The sequence below is a fragment of the Rhizobium sp. 01T444 genome (genome assembly GCF_056398305.1).
Map to the genome: position 1 here is coordinate 15919 of NZ_JBFTPD010000025.1, position 18449 is coordinate 34367.

Genomic DNA, 18449 nt, shown 5'->3' on the forward strand with positions numbered 1-18449 from the left:
GCGCAACCGCAGATATCAAGGGCAGCGACTGAAAAGCGTCATCTTGAGAACGTTTCGAGGCTCCACCAAGGCTACACCGTCTCAGTTTCCCGCTCGTCGGTTCAAGCGAGAGATGGCAGGACGGCGCGGAGATTCTCGTTCATACCGCTGAGGCATTAATCCCAGCCAATTGCTATTAGACGTGTGGAGTCCGCGTCGACACCCTTTTCCCGGGAACACCACCAACTGGGAGAAACCGACGTTGCGAAGAGTCCAATCACAACCCCTTCTCATTGCAGCCCTTGCTGTAAGTCTGCCTGAATTCGCGCATGCCGAAACGCTTGTGGTCAATAGCTATGGCGGACCTTACGAGGCCATCATTCGCCAGGCCATCATCGAGCCGTTCGAGCGAAAGACCGGCGTCGATGTCGTCTATGACGCTGTCGGCTCCGCCTCGCAGGACTATGCCAAGATCAAAGCGACCAATGGACATCCAGGGTTCGACGTCGTCGTCATGACTGCTTCGCAATCGCTCCAGGGCTGCCGGGATGGCGTGCTCGACAAGCTGGACGGCTCCGCGATCCCCAACCTCGCCGCCCTCAACGCAAGCCTTCAAGGTGCAGCCGGCCCGTGCGGCGCCGTCCACGAGGTCCAGTACCTGTCGCTGCTTTACAGGACCGACAGGCTTGGCTCCGCGCCAACCTCCTGGACGGACCTCCTCGGTCCAAATCTGGAGGGAAAGATCGTCCTGCCGACCTTTCAGAATATTATGGCCGTCTATCTCCTGGAAATGATGTCGATCGCCGAGGGAGGCGGGCTGATCGACAATATCGATCCGGGCTTTGCGGCGATGGCGCGGCTTGCCAAGCAATCGATCGGCTTCGAGCAATCCTCTGCCATCCTCGAAAGCTACATCAAGGATGGTACTGTCTGGGCGATGCCCTTCTGGAACGGTCGCGCCCAGCTGCTTGTCGACGAGGGTCTGCCCGTCGACTATGTACGGCCGAAGGAAGGGACCATCCCGCTCATAGCGACGCTGAACATTCCTGTCGGGTCAGAGCATAAGGCGGCGGCTAGATCCTTCATCGATTTCTTTCTCGAAAAGACCAGCCAGGAAGCCTGGGTTACGGGCTACAAGGTCGGCAGCGCTCGCTCCGACATTGAGGTTCCGGAAGCCCTGCGCCGCCGGCAGATCACGTCTGGAGAGGATCTCAAATCGCTCAAGCTGCCCGATCTGACGGTGCTCGGCGGCAAGCTTTCCGAATGGGGCGAACGCTGGGATCGGGACGTCGTCTCGCAGGCCCGTTGAGGAGTTTTCATGGTAACGCTTGCTGCCCCTGTCCCGGCCGTTTCCGGGCGCCTAACTGTGCGAATACCGGCATCGACGCTGCTGGCGCCGTCCTGCCTCCTGCTTGCGATCTTCTTTGCGCTTCCAATGGGCGTGATGATCGGCATGAGCTTCCTCGATAGCCGAACCTTTGTCCCGACATTTGCAAATTACGAACGCTTCTTCCTGGACGGTTTGTCCATGGCCGGTTTCGTTCGCACGGCGATCATGTCCGCCCTCGTCGCCATGGCCGTAACACTGTTCGGCTATCCAGTGGCCTATTTCCTCGCCCGTTCGCGATCGCGCTGGCGAACCGTCGTTTTCGCGCTGGCGCTCGCGCCCGAGCTCGCCGGCGTGGTGCTGCGCACCTATGGCTGGCTGATCATCCTCGAGGATCGTGGCTTCATCAATGATGTGCTGATCCATCTCGGTGTCATTTCCACGCCGCTTCCCCTCTCGAAGAGCCTGTTTGCGGTTGTCGCCGGGCTGACACATGTCGTGCTGCCCTTTGGGATATTGTCGTTGATGACGAGCATCCAGGGGATAGACGTCAACCTCGAGCGGGCTGCGCAGATGCTTGGTGCCTCCAGAGCGTCCGTCATCCGTCACATCGTCCTGCCGCTGTCGGTGCCCGGCATTGTCAGCTCGCTATTGATCAGCTTCACGATGGCGGCCAGCGCCTACGCGACGCCTGCCCTTCTGGGCGGCGCGCGCTTCAAGGTGCTCGCGACGATGATCTCAGAACAGGTGCTGTTCTATATCGACTGGCCCTTCGCCAGCGTCATGTCGATCGCGTTGCTGGCGATGATGCTGACAGTCTCACTGATCGGGATCCGCTGGGAAGCAAGCCTCAAAGCACGCAAATCAGCGCGGAAGGGACAGACGCAATGACGAAATTGATCGCGGTTGGTTTCTGGTCCCTGCTCGCTCTGGTCTTGGCGTTCATCACACTTCCGCTGCTGGTCGTCGTCGCGGCGTCGATCAGCCCAAGTGCGACGGTGACCTTCCGGCCATGGGAATGGACACCTGTCTGGTATGGCGGTCTCTTCGAGGAACGATGGGTTCAGCCCTTCCTGTTGAGCGTCCAGATTGCGACGATTGTCGCGGCGATTAGCGGCGTTCTCGGCACGCTTGCCGCCTTTGCGCTCGTCTACGAGCGCATTCCCGGCTCAAGCGCGATCATGGCGGCACTTTTGTCGCCGCTTTCGGTTCCGCAGATCGTCAAGGGGGTGGCGATCGTCTTGTTCCTGTCGATCATCGGTCTGCAGAAGATGCTCGGTACTCCGGCGCTGATTGCCGCACATGTCGTGCTTGCACTGCCGTTCGTCATACGGATGGCTGCAGGCGCACTTGCGAATTTCGACGAAAACCTCGATCGGGCAGCGCAGATCCTCGGCGCCAGCAAGCACCAGCGGATGTTCTATGTGGTCCTGCCGCTGATCAAACCGGGCGTTCTGTCCGGCGTGACATTCGCCTTCATCATCTCATTCAACAACATTCCGCTGTCGGTCTTTCTGGTCCGACCAGGGGACACGACCCTGCCGATAGCCGTCATCAATCACCTCGAATACAGCCTCGATCCGATCATGGCGGCGGTCAATGTCGCATCGATGGCCTTCATCCTGGCGGTGATCCTGATCTTCGAGAAAGTCGGCGGCTTTTCCGCACAGCTTCATGGAGGAAGCAAATGAGCGAATTCGATATCGAACTCCTGTCGGTCAGCAAATCCTTCGCAGGCCTCAGCGTGGTCAGGGACATAAATCTACAAGTTCCGGCGGGCGAGTTCGTGAGCATTCTCGGTCCCTCTGGCTGCGGCAAGACAACGACGCTGAACATGATTGCCGGTTTCAGCGCGCCGAGCCAGGGCGACATCCGTATCAGCGGACACAGTCAGGTGAAAGTTCCGCCCGAAAGACGCAATCTCGGCCTGGTGTTTCAAAACTATGCGCTTTTCCCGCACATGACGGTTGCCGAAAATGTCGGCTTCGGGCTGCGCATGCGAGGCGCGCCACGTATCGAAATATGCGCGGCCGTAAAAAGCGCGCTACGCAGCGTCCATCTCGATGGCTTCGGCGCACGTTATCCGGCGGAACTCTCCGGCGGCCAGCAGCAGCGTGTCGCGCTTGCCAGGGCGATTGCCCCCAAGCCGTCCGTCCTGCTCCTCGATGAGCCTCTCTCCAATCTGGATCTCAAGCTGCGCGAGGCGATGCGGGTCGAGTTAAAGGAGATCCATAAAACGCTCGGCATGACCTTCATCCACGTGACGCACGACCAGGAAGAGGCCATGGCGATGTCCGATCGAATTATCGTGATGGACGCCGGCGCAATCGCCCAGCAGGGCACACCCGGCGACATTTATCGCAATCCCACCTCGCGTTTCGTTGCCGATTTCCTAGGTCGGTCGAACATCCTGCCGGTCAGCGCATATTCTTCCTCGGCCGCGGGCGTGAAGCTGTCGATCGAAGGCAGCCCGATCGTTTTGAGGGCGCCATCCGGTGCGGCCGATGGCGGCGTGATCAGCTTCTGCTCGATCAGGCCGCAAAGCCTGACGCTCGTGGCCCCGGCAGCACTGACCGATGGCACGAACTGGCTCGAAGCGACGATCCACAGAGTGATCGATCTTGGAGACCATGCCGAGCTGGAGGTTGTGGTGGAGGGCGGACACCGGCTGGTTCTGCACCATCCAGGCAGTGCGATGGCGGCCCGCTCCTATCAGCCTGGCCAGGCCGTCACGATGTCGGTCGATCCGGCCGATGTACGTCCCCTTTCCCGTTAGGAGTAACCGATCGCGCCCCATTATCAATGCACGGCGATTGATATTGGAACCGCGGTTCTACGCCAATCTAGGATGGCTCCGGTCTCAGTGAAGACCATAGAAGGAGATTGAAATGCTGAAGGAAAGACTGAAGGCGGTGCAGCAGGAGAGCAATGTCTGCGCCGACATCGAGGGGTTCGATTTCAACAATTATGATGCGCGCGATATTGAGGATCTGCGCCAATACTGGCTCCAGTATGGCGTGCTACGCTTCAAGCGGACCCGGATCAGCGATGCCGATCAGGTGGCATTCTCGCGTCATTTCGGCGAGTTCGTGATCCATCCGAAACAGTTGCAGGAAGGCGGTCATCCCACCCATCCTGAGATCCTCGTCATCAGCAATGCGACGAAGGATGGGAAGCCGACGGGCGCCATGGGCAACAGCGAGGCGACCTGGCATACCGATACCTGGTTCTATGAAAAGCCGCCCGCCGGCGCGATCCTGCGGGCGGTCAAGGTACCGCCCGCAGGCGGCGATACATATTTCCTGTCCACCTACATGGCCTACGAGACGCTGCCGCAGGTCCTGAGGAAGCTTGTCGCCGGGCGTCAGATCTTCTTCCAGCACGTCTATGACAAGACCGGCAAACTCCGTCTCGGCGAAGTGGCACCCGCCAGTCAGGATTTTCGCGAGTGGAACGGCATGGTCCATCCGCTGGTGCGCACGCATGGGGAAACGGGCCGAAAGGCGCTCTATCTCGGCGGCACGGCTGACGGTGCCTGGATCGTCGGCATGCCGATCGACGAAAGCAACGCGCTGCTTGCCGAACTCTGGGATCATACGACCAACCAACAGGAGGTTTTCGTCCAGCGATGGGACGAGGGCGACATCATGATGTGGGACAACCGATGCACCATGCACCGGCGTGACTCCTTCGACCCGGCGTCGATCCGCATCATGCATCGTACGACGACATCGGGCGAGCGCCCGATCTGATCTCCCTTTAGGAAAGACCGTGACATGACACCCTTCTATCGGGCCAATGAACGCCAGCTTTGCCTACCCCCGGATCTCCTCGACATGCTTCCGGTCGTCGAGACCGCAACGATCGGACATGTCGAGCATCTGGGCTTTGTTGGCGCCAATGTCCGTCCCGTCTTTCCATGCCGGGCTTTTGGCCCCGCCTTGACCGTCGCGGCGCCAGGCCGCGACGGCGTCATCATCTACAAGGCGATCGACATGCTGAAGGCGGGCGACATGCTGGTCATTTCCCGCGTCGATGGCGACGATGTTGCCTGTGTCGGCGGCGGTGTTGCGACCGCTGCCAAGGCCAAGGGGGCGAGCGGCATCGTGATCGACGGCCCCTGCACCGACGTCGAGGAGATCAGGGACATCGGCCTCCCCGTGTGGTGTCGCGGTGTCTCGTCGCGCACCACAAACCGGATCTTTGCGATCGGCGGGTCGATCAATGTTCCGATCGCCTGCGGCTCGGCCGCTGTGCTTCCAGGCTATGCCGTTCTTGCAGACAGCGAGGGTGTCTTCGTCGCCGATGCCGAGCGCATGCGCGCACTTGCTCATGTTGCGATCGCCCGCCAGCAACGCTCGGCCGTGCTGCGCCGCCATCTTGCTTCCGGCAGCTCCATTTTCTCATTCGATCAACAGGACCTCGCATGAAGATCTCTCTCATCCAGATGAATGCCCGGCCTGATCGGGCCTATAATCTCTCCGAGGCAAGCCGCCTGATGTTGAAGGCGGTGCGCGATGAGCGCCCCGATCTCATCGTCTTGCCGGAACATTTCGATTGGACGGGAGGAACGACGGTCGAGAAGTCGGCGGCCGCGGATCTTGTTCCCGGCGGCAGGGCCTACAACATGGTGCAGCACTTTGCCGCCGCGCACGGTGTTGCGATCCATGCCGGCAGCATCCTTGAGAGTGTTCCCGGTCACGATCGGATCTTCAACACGAGCGTCATATTCGACGCTTCCGGAAGGCAGGTCGGTACCTACAGGAAAGTGCATCTCTTCGACATCCTGGCCCCGGACGGCAAGCGCTACGCGGAATCGGACACTGTCGCGCCCGGAAACCACTTGCTGATTTATGAGCTCAATGGGTTCAGGATCGCCTGCTGCATTTGCTACGATCTTCGCTTCTCCCGGCTGTTCGACCGATTGGCCAGCCATCATGCTGACGTCTTCATCCTCCCGGCTGCATTTACAAGGCAAACCGGTCGCTATCACTGGGAGGTGCTGTGCCGGGCGCGCGCGATCGAGTTCCAGGCTTTCCTGGTCGCCTGCGGACAATGCGGTTCCTATACAGCGCCCGACGGCGAGGAACGCCACATGTTCGGAAACTCGATGATTTGCGACCCCTGGGGGCAGATTCTGACCCGGGCCGGCGATGAGGCAGGCGTGTTCAGCGCGCGGCTCGACCTGGAGCGGCTGAAGCAGGTGCGGTCGTGGATTCCGATGGACGATCATCGCGTCAATATCAGCGGCATGCCGGTTGCGATTGCCAAGGCAGGCACGGTTGGCAAGCCTGCCCTCGCCCGTGAACATCGAGGCTAATGTGCCGCGCCTTGGCTTCTCTCCCTTGACCTTGCCGATCCTTGCGACAAGTCACGGGCAAAGAGGAACCTCATGCGGATCGATCCCACAAAAGCTCAATTCACGTCGATGCAAACGGTAGCGATACTGGTCTCCTTCGCTGACACGCTGCTCGCGTTGCTGAAGGATTTGGGCGAGGACGATTGCGGGGAACTTGCGCTGCTGGTTGAGGACGTGTCCCTGACCATGCGACGGCTGGCACCCGATATCGGCGAAGGCGATCCAGACGTCGCCTTCGAGGTGGTCACCTCTTGCGCTCGCCTCATCGGCGTATTGAGGCATGTCACACAGCGCCGGCCAAACCGATCATCTTGGCACTGACGAGACGCCGTCGAGGGGGTACTATGGATCGACCACAAAAGACACGGACTTTCGAGCATCTTTTTGAATCCAGAAAGCCGCCTGCGGATGGAGAGGCGGACGCCTGTCTCGAATTCGAGAGTTTCCAGCCCTTCGCCTTGTCCGCGGACGGCAAAGTCAGTGTCCGCCTAGCCCTCACAAGCGACGAGACACTCGACCTTTCGACCAACACGGTCTGCGCCGCCAGACTCGCCGTTGCCCTTCTCGACGTCGTTTCAAGGTCCGGTGACCTGCTCGTCGACCTCGCGGTTTATGATCCCGACAGCGGCGATCAGCGGGTCAGGATCAAGCCGGCGGCAAGCAGTGCCATCAAGTCCGAATCCTAGGCCGATTTTGGCGACGTCCCAGGCAGCCGAAGCGCTACCGTGTGTCACACGAGGCCCACTGGGCAATCATCAGGCATCCGGAACTCACCGCGACAAAGAAAGAGAGAGCCCTGTTGTGCGCTCATCTGACCCTGTTGACGACTCTCGAGCGCTTAATCGCTTAATCGCGCGTGCGAACCTTCTCATCCGTCAGCAGCCTTTGAAAGAGACGCGCAGGGCCCCCCAATGGAGGGATCGTCCTGCGGCGTCGGCGAACAAGGTTCATGGAATAGAATCCGATCGTATCCCAGAGACGAATTCCACCCGAGCGACAGTCGCACATGTGATCGATAGGCCTTTTCGCGATCGCCGCAGCCGATTGCACCCTTATCACTAAGCGTCGGAACAATTTGTATTTTTCGATGTTTTAGACGGGCAACAAAAGGAGATGACTATGAACAAGACCGCCGCACTTTCCCTGGGTCTTTTGCTTTCGGCAACGGCTGTCTTTGCCCAGAGCGAGACGCCGTCGACGACGCAGACCACACCTGCCGTCAATACGGAACACAACCCGGGCGCCCCCGTGGCCGGCAAGAACAGTTTCACGGAGGATCAGGCAAAGTCCCGCATTGAGGACGCCGGGTACACCGATGTCACGGGGCTTAAGCTGGACGATCAGGGTGTTTGGCGCGCCGCCGCAAAAAAGGATGGCAAGGACGCGGCCGTTTCCCTGGACTTTCAGGGCAACGTGACGCGGGCCAAGTAACAAAGATCCAAATTACAAGACATTAAGGAGACCCACATGCGAACGATTACAGGACTGTATGATCGCTATGACGACGCCCGCGCAGCCGTGAAGGCATTGGAAGATGCCGGAATTTCGTCTGACGACATAAGCATTGTAACGAATAACGCCCACGGCGTGGATATCGAGGGACAGGGAAGCCATGCCGCCGAAGGTGCAGGAACCGGCGCCGGTGTCGGCGCGGTGGCGGGCGGAGCCGGCGGACTATTGACCGGGCTCGGCCTGATGGCCATTCCCGGCGTCGGACCTGTTGTTGCGGCTGGGTGGCTAGCTGCAACTGCCGCCGGCATGGCGGCTGGCGCAATTGCGGGCGGGGCCGTCGGCGGCATTGTCGGGGCAATGATCAATGAGGGTGTTCCCGAAGACGAAGCAAATTTCTACGCCGAAGGAATCCGCCGGGGCGGCTCGGTCGTAACCGCGAAGGTAGAGGACAGCAGGGTAGCCGAGGCGCAAGCCATTCTTGGCAGGTCGCGTCCGGTTGACTACGCATCGCGTCGGGCCAGCTATCAGGAGCAGGGCTGGAGTCGGTTCGATGAGGCGGCCCAGCCCTATACGCCTGAACAGATCGAGACCGAGCGCCAGCGCGATCGTCGTCTCTAATTGTATTCCGAGGATTTTGGCGGCTCTCGCCGCCAATTTTCCCGTACGCTCTCCGTGGATCCGTAACGCCGCGCCTTCGGCGAGGTTTATTGATTGCTGTATCCGACGATCAGGAGCAGGTTCGATCTGCCAGTTGTTTTCGGATCGAAGCAGATACCCTATCCGCAAGCGGGCTCGATTGCGCGGGGCGCACCTCGCTGCGTAGAGGCGCATTCTTGCGAAAAAGCTACGCACAGCCTGAATAAATTGCGAACGTTAATTGTGTTCCGCCCTGCGGCGCCCTCGCGGGTCGAACCGACGACATCGCGTAGAGCGCAGTCAGGATAACGCCTTTGCGAGACTGCGACGAACGCTGTCGTCGGAAAACGGTTTTCCGATGATATCGACCGAACCCTCTAGACCCGCGCCGACAGCGTCCGGGCGACCGGTAACGAAGATCACCTTGATCTGGAAGCGATCAATGAGCCTCCGCGCGAGGGCCGCTCCGCTCGAACCGTCGGAAAGGCCAAGATCGACAAGTGCCGCATCAACGCGAGGCGCGTAGGCGAGCGCCTGCTCCAGTGTTGAGGCGGGCCCAACGGCCTGATGACCCTCCTCCTGGACGATCCTCTGTAATTCAAGGGCAATGATAGGCTCGTCTTCTGCGATAAGAATGCGCATGATCTCCTCGTCATGGTTTAACTACGCTGTCAGCCTCATCCTTAGGCGGATAGTGATCTACTGACGTTCGAAGGGAACAGAATGTGGGTTGGATGAAAGGCAACGGTCATGAGAACCTGTTTTGTCCGACTTTGTTCCCAATACGCAGAAAGACCGCTCAGGAGTCGCCTGCCGAAAAAAACGTTGGTGGTGCCGTGGGCAATGAATTGACCCGCAAGGCGAACATGCTGCTGGCCCTTCATCCCGCGAGGAGAGCCAAGGCGCGCTTGTATTTCTCCGCATCAAGCCCCGCCTGCTCGGCCTGAGCGAGATTGTCTTCCAAGTCGGCCTGTTTGACGGACCGCGCAAGCGGGTTTGCCGCTGCTCTGCTGACGAGGTGGGCGTCGTCCTCGTCTGCCTTGCGCGTAAGAGCATCCACGGCCGCGATGATTTTGGCAGCGAAGCCTTCTTCTGACAGACGATCAATTGTCCAAGCCGGTGCCTTTTCCGGAATGTCATGTAAATAAGCGACGATCTTCTCATCCTCGCTCACCAGGCGATCGGCAACACGCTGGCAGTGATGAAAATAGGGATTGCCAGCTTTGTCTTGCTGCCCCTCGTGAGCGACCATGGCAACTTGCCTTGCATGCTCCAGATGGTGATAGTCCTGCATGAGAATTCCTCCGCCTTCGCAAGCTAACGCGGATGTTGCCATAGAGTTCAACGGCGAGCGAAGCATGAGCTTCGCGGGCTGATTACAGAACGGGGCAATTCGCGGGAACTTCTTTTGCCACTGACGCTTAGACGTTTAAATTCAGGCGCAGCGATCAGAATCGATGTTTGCATGTTGCCAGATCGCCGGCATGGAATCCTTTGAATATGAGATAATTCGTCGTCAACCGGGTAATGGCATCTGATGGGAAGTGGAAGTCTTCACCTCTTGAGGGGAAAGCGTATCCTCATCGTCGAGCATGAATATTTCGTGCCCGATGAAACCAGAATGGCCCTCGAAAGGGCCGGCGCAACTGTTATCGGTCCTGCTCCTTCCGTCGAGATGGGTTTGGCCCTAATCGAAGAATATGTGGTCGAAGGCGCAATCCTAGACATCCGGCTTGAGGGTCAAACGGTTTTCCCAATTGCGGAACGTCTCCAAGACACCGGAATCCCATTTGTCTTCGCCACTGCCTATCTTGGTAGTGGCGTTCCGGAGCACTATGGGGGGTATTATCTCGCTGGCAAGCCGAACGCACTCGAGGAGATCGCGAGCGCGCTCTTCGATCCTTCCCCGAGAATCCAATAAGGCCCGTACGTTAGCGTACGGATAAGGAACGAAGAAAGGTCAAGTTTCTTTATCCGCTTTAGATGGAGGAACGGATGAATGAAAACAGCAGAGAGTAATTGTGCCCAGCTAGAACAAGAACTGGTTGCGTTAATTCCGGCGTTGCGCAGTTTTGCGCGAGCCTTCCAAAGGAATCCTGGCGACGCCGATGATTTAGTACAGGAAACCCTTCTCCGGGCACTGAGTCATATCGATCGCTTCCAGCAAGGCACCAGGCTTAAATCATGGGTTTTTACGATCATGCGAAACACTTTCTGCACCCAGTATCGTGTAGGAAAACGTGAGTTTGTTGGCAGTGAGGAAACTGCGGCCTTGGATGGCTCGGTGCCGGCCGATCAGGAGTGGCACATGCGGGGGCGGGAACTTGAAGCGGCCTGCGCAGCACTCGCCGAACCTTATCGTTCCGTCTTCGAATATGTGCTGATTGAAGGACATTCGTACGAAGACGCGGCCTCCCATTTCCATTGCGCGACCGGCACGATCAAGAGCCGGATAAACCGTGCGCGGCTAAAACTGAGCGACCGGCTTGGCGAAGAAGCGGCGCGGTAGGACAGGCAGCGGCGTCCTCGCATCGCAATGGTAATGCCTTCATTTTTCCGGAGGACCCTTCGACCTTGTCATGGTTCTAATAATTGGGCACGGCACCCGATGCTCGGCGACGACCTCTCGATGAACTATAGCTGAATGCTGATCCCTGCTACATTGCTTTGACGTGTAGCATCGACCCGTGGTGATCGAGCGCACCCACCATGCGACCGATACCCCATCGGGGGGTGGGCGCGGCGATCGTCCCCTCGCCGCAAAGAAACCAAAGCCGAAATCGACAGTAGGTCCTTGCCGAGTAAGCCGAGGGGCCGATGGAAATATGGCCTCGCGGACTATGCCAGAAGCTTGAGCAACTCTAAGCCGGCGGTTGGTTTGGCGACAAAGGTCACGCCCGCTTCCATATCCTTGTGAGAAAGCTTGACAAGGCCGGACGTCACGATCACCCGCGTTGAGGGCCAGTGAGAACGCACCTTGGCGACGAGGCCAAGGCCATCCATGCTGCCGGGCATATCGATATCAGTATAGAGGGTGTCGATGACATTGTTCTTCAACAGAACGAGCGCCTCGTCGGCGTTGGCGGCCTCAAGTGTCTTGAACCCAGCCTGATCCAGAAAATCGACAATGTTATAACGGAGCTGGAATTCGTCCTCGACAATGAGGACACTTCGAGGCTCGATTACGCTTGCCCTTGGTCTTTCCATCACTTCCCTGCCGTCGGCGGAAGCCTGAGTTTCCTCCAGAAGCTCGCGCTCGAGTACCGCTTGTTGCCAGTGGATCTCGTCCTGGCCGAACGGTCTTCCTGCCTGCTCCCAAAGCGAGTAGGCCCGTGCTGCGATCCATTCATTGCGATTGTTGTTCATGAATTCCGTCCCGTCTTTAGCGGCTACGAAACGCTAAACCCCGTCGAGAGTTCCTGTTGGTGAGCAAGTTCGCCCGCTTAAGCCGCCGTCCGTACGCTGGCGGACAAACCGCCGCCAAGAAGGTGCTTGATGCACCATCTTTCGGGTTCGTCATTCCCGTTGAGTTCTCTCCCTTTGACTGCAATGGCGGGAGCGAAAGCCCGTTGCCGGGGAGGTCCCAACCGACATTTGCGCTGGTCAAGGACCGAGCTGCTACGCGCAATAACCTGGTCGGCGCTATGGGTTGTGCAGCGGCTGGTGCCTCATCTTCTGGCAATTGTGAAATTCGCAAGATTGATACATCGAATTTGTAGGCCTTGAGAGCGACGCCGGTGGAGTGGAAGCTCTACCGGATTGAGGCTATTCGCCAAAGTCTAGCGCTGCTGCTCTGCCTGCTGTCTCGCTGCCTTTAGCCTGGCACTCTTCTCGTCACGGCGCCTTCGTTCATCTTCAAGCGCGTCGCGAGCAGCGCGATTTGTTTGTTCGAACGCCTCTCTCCTCTGAGTAAGCGATGTGGACAGGCGCCGTCGGGGCGTGGCATTGTCGTCGGCCATCTACTGGTCTCCCGTTGATTGTAGGGAGGAAACGCACCAATAGCTCCAACGATACACGGCCGTACGCTAGCAGACGAATTGGCCATGGTCTGCAAAACATTAGCGTCTAAAGTAGTGGCTGGCTTTTCTTCCAGTCGCGATACGGTGCCAGCAACTGCCCCGGAAACCGGCGCTCAATCTCTTCTTCGACCAATGCGATTCGAGAGAGAACCTCTTCGCGCTCTTCTCCCTCAACGTTCTCACTGAGGACTTCAAGTTGTCGCATCGTCGCAAAGACCTCTTCAATGCTCATAGCGGTAATATGGGATGCAAGCTCTTCAACCGATTGCGCCACAAGGTCGGTGTACAGCATACGTGTCTCCGTCTCTGATCAATCAGGAACTTCGACTTCCGGGTATTGTTCCCTGTTTTAGGAACAAGAAGCCCTCGACCCTGAATGGCGTCCTCGGCAAGGGACGTCGAGGTCATTTCCTTCAGGCAAGATTGGCTGACAACATGATCCTGCGGAAATCATCTCGCGCTGGCGGCTTTCTTGAGGAAGGTCTCCGTCTCAAGAAGGTCGAGCTGCACCGAAAATCGGTCGCCAAGCAGCTTGAGCGTCGCATCGTGGGTGTCGTCGGCGCCGCTGCAAATTGCATCTGTGAGCACACGTATACGATATCCGAGATCGATCCCACCTAAGACAGCGGCGAGCACGCATACGTCCGTTTCGCCGCCGGTGATGACAAGCGTCTCGACGGCTTCGGTCTGGAGCACGCGGTGAAGCTGACCACTCATCCAGGGAGAGTAAGTCATTTTATCAAAAATACGGGCCGGTGGCACGAAACGGCGGAGCTCGGAAACGAGATCGATGAGATCACGGTCGAGACGGTCGAGCGTCATGTCCTGCCATTTGCGATAATATGCCTGCCAGGCGCCCGCATCTGTTCTGCGCGTAACGGTGGAATGAACCGGGTGAAGATCGTTTGATCCGGATAGCGGCCGGCGATCTCCACGATGGCTGGGGATACTTTCGACATCCATGCAACGCGCCACGGCGTGTCCTCCGCAAACATCCGTTGCATGTCTATGCACAAATGAATCCAATGTCCGCTCAAGTGCCTGCCGTCCTCTGCCGAAATCCTTTCTAACTTCGCTCGGTCGTAGAGGTTCCAAGACCGGGTTCGATGGAAGAACCCTGCCCCACCGTCAACGTACTCATCGGAATTTACAAACCTCGCTTCTTTCCTTCGTGCGGCAAACTTGCGGGTATCGCGGGGCTGGATCGACGAACAGCGTCCGTCCCCGGCACGCACCCTTTCTCAACTGCAAAGGTGCCCTTCTCGGCTCGCTGCTCCGCTCGCCAAGCTGATTTGTCTGCTCGCATGTTTGGCCGTGGGTCGTCTGCACCTTGAGCCCCCGCCGCGGAAAGCTTCCAAAGATGACGATCCGTCCATTACGATGGGAACCTCAAGAGCGCCTTCAAGTTTTGAGAACGCAAACCCATGGGAGGCACAAACATGCAAGTTAAAGACGTAATGACGAAGCAGGTGGTTACCGTAACCCCCGACGCCAGCATTCGGGACGTTGCGCGGCTGATGTCGGAGATCGATTCCGGCGTTATTCCGGTCATCGACGGGCAAGTATTGGGTATTGTGACCGACAGAGACATCGTCGTGCGTGCCGTTGCGGAAGGCATTGATATCGCGAGACCTATCTCCGACATCATGACGAGCGGGATTGAGAGCTGCTTGGAAACCACCGAACTGCGCGAGGCGGCCCATCGAATGTCGGAACTTCAGATGCGGCGACTTCTCGTGTTCGACGATGCTGGATCTATTACGGGCATCCTGTCACTCGGGGATATCGCGCGCTTAAATGAGGAACTCGCGGGCGTTACGCTGGAGGAAATTTCCGACGACGAGACCCGATAGGGTCGCGCGCTCGCCAGAAAACCTTTCTCGCGGAATGCGTCGCGCAATGCAGCGTCGTTCGAACAACCCCCAGGAGTATGGATCCGGTCGTGTCGCAGACGTCGCCTTTCCTTTCCTCGTCGCGGCCCGATCGACTGGTGAGCCAACCATCGTTGGCAACGGTGCGGCAAAAAGGAAACCGGCGCTGTTCAGCAGGTTCCGCGCATCCGGTATCTCGACACCTGCCGTCATTGCTATGGGCCATCCGGTTTCCCCCACCCTGTCGCAGGTCACTCGAATTCCTTTCTATCTCTTTTTACCGGAGGCCGACGCCCAGCAATACCCAGGACAATGATGCAGTCCGCTGGCGCCAACCGAAAGAATGCCCGCAATGTTCTCACGAGTGGTGGCCACGATTGTTTGCCCGATGCGACCGCCGTTAGCGCAAGGAACCAATTCAGCGATCTGAAGTTTGAGTTGCAGCGCAAAGGAGGTAGAGCATGAACACCCTTATCAAAGTTGCACTTATACCATTGCTCCTGAGTGGCGTCTCCGCGCCCTCCGTGGCTCAGGCGCAAGTGGAATTTCATATCGGCCCCGGCGGCGTCGACGTGCAAAACCGTGATCGTGATCGATATGTCGATCCGGATTACGATCCCGGTCCGCGCCGGCGCTGCGATCCGCGTGATGCATTGGATAACGCACGCGATGCTGGTCTTCGGCGTCCACAGATCATTCGCGAAACCTCGCGAAGGATCACCGTCCAAGGCTTCACGCGCAGCGGAAGGCCCGACCGCATCAGCTTCGCCAATGTCAGGGGTTGTCCCGAAATCTAGAAGGACATCTGCTGCTATGCCGAAGCCAACCAGCAATTTGTGATGGAGAGCGGGCAACCAGTTTTAATGCCAATTGCAGCAGGCGCCAGTGACCGGCTGGGTTTCTCCTAGCCGCGAACGAGCGCGGTCAAGGCAGTCGTTTCGGTCCGCATCCGTACAGGAACATACTGCCTCTGCCTGCATTAGGGTTGGTCTTCGCTGGCCGCAGGCGCCGGCGAACATCATCAATCGATCCCGTAGGAGGAACTATTATGGCATCGACAAAGACCTTGGACGACCTCTTTCTTGACACTCTCAAGGACATATATTTTGCTGAAAAGCAGATCTTGAAGGCGCTGCCGAAGATGGCCCGTGCAGCCCAGTCCGAAGAAGGCAAGGCGGGGTTCCTTCAACACCGCGACGAGACGCAGGCTCAAATCGAGCGCCTTGAGCAGGTTTTCGAACTTGTCGGCAAACCTGCGCGTGGCAAGACCTGTGAGGCGATCCAGGGCATCATCGCCGAAGGCGAGGAAATCATGGAGGAATTCAAGGGTGCGTCCGCCCTCGATGCCGGCCTGATTTCGTCGGCCCAAGCCGTCGAACACTACGAAATCGCGCGCTACGGCACGCTGATTGCCTGGGCGAACCAGCTCGGCCTTAAGGATGCCGTGCCACTCCTGAAAGCAAGTCTTGCTGAAGAAGAAGCAACCGACAGGAAGCTGACGCAGCTCGCGCAAGCACAGGCCAACCCTAAAGGCCAAAAGGTCGCCTGACCACGATCACGTCAGCAAGGCCGCCCGAAATGGGCGGCTTTTTTCGTATCACGAGGATGTCAAATGGCTAAGAGGTCATCGAAAGTCGACCGATCGGACACGGTCACGATCCACGATCAGAAACTGCATCGCGGCGCCGGCGGCGAGCTCCACCAGATCGCCGAGGATGGCGCCGAGGTCTTGACGACGTCACAGGGCGCCCCCGTGGCGGACGATCAGAACACGCTGAAGGTCGGCCCGCGCGGACCGGCCCTGATGGAGGATTTCCATTTTCGCGAAAAGATATTCCACTTCGACCATGAGCGCATTCCCGAGCGTGTGGTCCATGCCCGCGGTTACGGSGCGCACGGTTTCTTCGAGACCTATGAATCCCTGTCGAAATACACGAGGGCCGATCTCTTCCAGCGCCCCGGCGAGARGACGCCGGCCTTCGTGCGCTTTTCCACCGTCGCCGGCAGCAAGGGATCCTTCGATCTCGCKCGCGACGTGCGCGGTTTTGCCGTGAAGATCTATACCCAGGAAGGAAACTGGGATCTGGTCGGAAACAATATTCCGGTCTTCTTCATCCAGGATGCCATCAAGTTTCCGGATATCATYCATTCCGTCAAACCCGAGCCGGACCGCGCCTTTCCCCAGGCGCAATCGGCCCACGATAATTTCTGGGACTTCATCTCGCTGACCCCGGAAAGCATGCACATGATCATGTGGGTCATGTCCGACCGCGCGATCCCGCGATCGTTCCGCTTCATGGAAGGCTTCGGCGTGCATACCTTCCGCTTCGTCAACGAGAAGGACGAATCCACCTTCGTCAAATTCCATTGGAAGCCCAAGCTCGGCCTGCAATCGGTSGTCTGGAACGAAGCCGTCAAGATCAATGGTGCCGATCCCGATTTCCATCGGCGCGACCTGTGGCARTCCATTCAATCCGGCAACTTCCCGGAATGGGAACTCTGCGTGCAGCTCTTCGATCAGAAATTCGCGGACGAGTTCGATTTCGACGTRCTCGACCCCACCAAGATCATTCCCGAGGARATCCTGCCCGTCCAGCCGATCGGCCGGCTGGTGCTAGACCGGATGCCGGACAACTTTTTCGCCGAAACCGAGCAGGTCGCCTTCATGACCCAGAACGTGCCGCCCGGCATCGATTTCAGCAACGATCCGCTGCTGCAGGGGCGCAATTTCTCCTATCTCGATACGCAACTGAAGCGCCTCGGCGGGCCGAACTTCACGCATCTGCCGATCAATGCACCCAAGTGTCCCTTCAACCATTTCCAGCAGGACGGGCACATGGCGATGCGCAATCCCGTCGGCCGGACAAATTACGAGCCGAATTCCTCGGGCCAAGGCCCGCGGGAATCGCCCGCCAGGGGTTTCCGCACCTTCGAAGCCGAGGAAGCGGGCCAGAAGGTGCGCCTGCGTCCCGAAAGCTTTGCCGACCATTACAGCCAGGCGCGCCAGTTCTTTATCAGCCAGACGCCGCCCGAGCAGCGCCATATCGCCGCCGCCCTCACCTTTGAACTCAGCAAGGTCGAAAACCCCGTCATCCGTGAGCGGATGGTCGCCCATCTGCTCAATATCGACGAAACGCTGGCGGCGACCGTTGCAGAAAAACTCGGACTGCAATCGCTGCCGAAGCCGGCGGACGCTGCCATTCCGACCCGTCAGGACCTCGAGCCCTCACCGGCGCTCAGCATCGTGAAACGCGGTCCTGGACGCTTCGAGGGGCGCAAGCTTGGCATCCTCGTTACTGACGGCGTAGACGCCAAATTGCTCAAAGCCCTGAGCAAAGCGATTGCCGACGAGAAAGCCGTGGTGGAACTGATAGCTCCCAAGGTCGGCGGCGTAGTCGCATCCGATGGCAGTCTTGTGGAAGCACACCACATGATCGACGGGGGTCCCTCCGTGCTTTTTGATGCGGTCGCGCTCCTTCCCTCGCGGGAGGCGATGGATGACCTTGTCAGAGAAGCAACCGCTCGTGACTTCGTCGCCGACGCGTTCCAGCACTGCAAGTTCATCGGCTATGTTGAAGCGGCCCTGCCCCTGCTCGACCGAGCAGGGGTTTCTGATGCGCTCGATGAAGGAACGATCGTCGTGCCACACGAAGGCGAGCTCACCGCTTTTATCGGAGCGCTTGGAAAAATGCGTGTGTGGGCGCGGGAACCTTCTGTAAAGCTTGGAAAGGCATCCGAGCCGGTGGTTGATCCTTGAGTTGTGGCCATATGACCGAGTTGCATATGGCTGCGAGCCGGAACGAGGA

22 protein-coding genes and 1 pseudogene are annotated in these 18449 nt (G+C 58.6%); 18 read left to right on the plus strand and 5 right to left on the minus strand.

Annotation, left to right across the window (positions count from 1 at the left end):
• The first annotated feature begins 241 nt into the window (after nucleotides 1-241).
• From AC1DTN_RS26955 to AC1DTN_RS27005, 11 genes are all read left to right on the plus strand, one after another.
• On the plus strand, nucleotides 242-1288 hold the full coding sequence (locus AC1DTN_RS26955) for an ABC transporter substrate-binding protein (protein WP_113325536.1): 1047 nt from the start codon (nucleotides 242-244) through the stop codon (nucleotides 1286-1288).
• 9 nt (nucleotides 1289-1297) lie between these two features.
• On the plus strand, nucleotides 1298-2197 hold the full coding sequence (locus tag AC1DTN_RS26960) for an ABC transporter permease (protein WP_113325535.1): 900 nt from the start codon (nucleotides 1298-1300) through the stop codon (nucleotides 2195-2197).
• Nucleotides 2194-2997, plus strand: coding sequence for an ABC transporter permease (locus tag AC1DTN_RS26965; RefSeq protein ID WP_113325534.1), 804 nt, complete (start codon nucleotides 2194-2196; stop codon nucleotides 2995-2997). The genes AC1DTN_RS26960 and AC1DTN_RS26965 overlap by 4 nt, the downstream gene beginning before the upstream one ends.
• Nucleotides 2994-4082, plus strand: a complete 1089-nt coding sequence (locus AC1DTN_RS26970) for an ABC transporter ATP-binding protein (protein ID WP_477923330.1) — start codon at nucleotides 2994-2996, stop codon at nucleotides 4080-4082. The genes AC1DTN_RS26965 and AC1DTN_RS26970 overlap by 4 nt, the downstream gene beginning before the upstream one ends.
• Nucleotides 4083-4194: 112 nt before the next feature.
• The gene (locus AC1DTN_RS26975) at nucleotides 4195-5058 is read left to right on the plus strand and encodes a TauD/TfdA dioxygenase family protein (protein ID WP_477923332.1); all 864 of its coding nucleotides are present in this window, start codon (nucleotides 4195-4197) and stop codon (nucleotides 5056-5058) included.
• Between the two features lie 24 nt (nucleotides 5059-5082).
• Complete coding sequence (locus AC1DTN_RS26980) at nucleotides 5083-5736, plus strand: RraA family protein (RefSeq protein ID WP_477923334.1); 654 nt, start codon at nucleotides 5083-5085, stop codon at nucleotides 5734-5736.
• Complete coding sequence (locus tag AC1DTN_RS26985; RefSeq protein ID WP_477923336.1) at nucleotides 5733-6626, plus strand: carbon-nitrogen hydrolase family protein; 894 nt, start codon at nucleotides 5733-5735, stop codon at nucleotides 6624-6626. The genes AC1DTN_RS26980 and AC1DTN_RS26985 overlap by 4 nt, the downstream gene beginning before the upstream one ends.
• Before the next feature lie 72 nt (nucleotides 6627-6698).
• Nucleotides 6699-6986, plus strand: coding sequence for a hypothetical protein (locus AC1DTN_RS26990; RefSeq protein ID WP_477923338.1), 288 nt, complete (start codon nucleotides 6699-6701; stop codon nucleotides 6984-6986).
• 23 nt (nucleotides 6987-7009) lie between these two features.
• Nucleotides 7010-7351, plus strand: a complete 342-nt coding sequence (locus AC1DTN_RS26995; protein ID WP_477923340.1) for a hypothetical protein — start codon at nucleotides 7010-7012, stop codon at nucleotides 7349-7351.
• A gap of 433 nt (nucleotides 7352-7784) precedes the next feature.
• Nucleotides 7785-8096 (plus strand): PepSY domain-containing protein, encoded by a 312-nt coding sequence (locus AC1DTN_RS27000; protein WP_113325527.1) that lies wholly within the window; start codon nucleotides 7785-7787, stop codon nucleotides 8094-8096.
• Between the two features lie 36 nt (nucleotides 8097-8132).
• Nucleotides 8133-8735: a general stress protein gene (locus tag AC1DTN_RS27005; protein WP_113325526.1), complete on the plus strand. Its 603-nt coding sequence runs from the start codon at nucleotides 8133-8135 to the stop codon at nucleotides 8733-8735.
• Nucleotides 8736-9053: 318 nt separating this feature from the next.
• Here AC1DTN_RS27005 and AC1DTN_RS27010 read toward each other — a convergent pair whose 3' ends face one another.
• A complete protein-coding gene (locus tag AC1DTN_RS27010) occupies nucleotides 9054-9395 on the minus strand; it encodes a response regulator (RefSeq protein ID WP_049818531.1) in 342 nt (113 codons plus the stop codon).
• A 238-nt stretch (nucleotides 9396-9633) separates the two neighbouring features.
• A complete protein-coding gene (locus AC1DTN_RS27015; RefSeq protein WP_477923341.1) occupies nucleotides 9634-10047 on the minus strand; it encodes an HD domain-containing protein in 414 nt (137 codons plus the stop codon).
• Nucleotides 10048-10290: 243 nt separating this feature from the next.
• Between AC1DTN_RS27015 and AC1DTN_RS27020 the strand changes: the two genes are divergently transcribed.
• Nucleotides 10291-10674 (plus strand): transcriptional regulator, encoded by a 384-nt coding sequence (locus tag AC1DTN_RS27020; RefSeq protein WP_025669687.1) that lies wholly within the window; start codon nucleotides 10291-10293, stop codon nucleotides 10672-10674.
• A gap of 78 nt (nucleotides 10675-10752) precedes the next feature.
• On the plus strand, nucleotides 10753-11262 hold the full coding sequence (locus AC1DTN_RS27025) for a sigma-70 family RNA polymerase sigma factor (RefSeq protein WP_025669688.1): 510 nt from the start codon (nucleotides 10753-10755) through the stop codon (nucleotides 11260-11262).
• 329 nt (nucleotides 11263-11591) lie between these two features.
• Here the strand turns inward: AC1DTN_RS27025 and AC1DTN_RS27030 are convergent, their stop codons facing one another.
• The 3 genes and pseudogenes from AC1DTN_RS27030 to AC1DTN_RS27040 all read right to left on the minus strand — a co-directional run bounded on the left by AC1DTN_RS27030 (nucleotide 11592) and on the right by AC1DTN_RS27040 (nucleotide 13776).
• Nucleotides 11592-12119, minus strand: coding sequence for a response regulator (locus AC1DTN_RS27030; protein ID WP_113185907.1), 528 nt, complete (start codon nucleotides 12117-12119; stop codon nucleotides 11592-11594).
• Between the two features lie 699 nt (nucleotides 12120-12818).
• Entirely contained in the window at nucleotides 12819-13064 is a 246-nt protein-coding gene (locus AC1DTN_RS27035) for a hypothetical protein (RefSeq protein WP_025669691.1), read from the minus strand.
• A 158-nt stretch (nucleotides 13065-13222) separates the two neighbouring features.
• Nucleotides 13223-13776 (minus strand): annotated as a pseudogene (locus tag AC1DTN_RS27040) (cysteine hydrolase family protein).
• A gap of 435 nt (nucleotides 13777-14211) precedes the next feature.
• On the opposite strand from AC1DTN_RS27040, the gene AC1DTN_RS27045 reads away from it, so the two are divergent.
• The 5 genes from AC1DTN_RS27045 to katE all read left to right on the plus strand — a co-directional run bounded on the left by AC1DTN_RS27045 (nucleotide 14212) and on the right by katE (nucleotide 18400).
• Nucleotides 14212-14625: a CBS domain-containing protein gene (locus AC1DTN_RS27045; RefSeq protein WP_025669693.1), complete on the plus strand. Its 414-nt coding sequence runs from the start codon at nucleotides 14212-14214 to the stop codon at nucleotides 14623-14625.
• A gap of 46 nt (nucleotides 14626-14671) precedes the next feature.
• A complete protein-coding gene (locus AC1DTN_RS27050; RefSeq protein ID WP_477923344.1) occupies nucleotides 14672-14959 on the plus strand; it encodes a hypothetical protein in 288 nt (95 codons plus the stop codon).
• A 145-nt stretch (nucleotides 14960-15104) separates the two neighbouring features.
• Nucleotides 15105-15440 carry a hypothetical protein gene (locus AC1DTN_RS27055; RefSeq protein ID WP_025669694.1) on the plus strand — a complete coding sequence of 112 codons (336 nt, stop codon included), beginning with the start codon at nucleotides 15105-15107 and terminating at the stop codon, nucleotides 15438-15440.
• Between the two features lie 251 nt (nucleotides 15441-15691).
• Nucleotides 15692-16192, plus strand: coding sequence for a YciE/YciF ferroxidase family protein (locus tag AC1DTN_RS27060; RefSeq protein ID WP_477923346.1), 501 nt, complete (start codon nucleotides 15692-15694; stop codon nucleotides 16190-16192).
• 63 nt (nucleotides 16193-16255) lie between these two features.
• Nucleotides 16256-18400, plus strand: a complete 2145-nt coding sequence (katE, locus tag AC1DTN_RS27065; protein WP_477923348.1) for a catalase — start codon at nucleotides 16256-16258, stop codon at nucleotides 18398-18400.
• The last annotated feature ends 49 nt before the right edge of the window (nucleotides 18401-18449 follow it).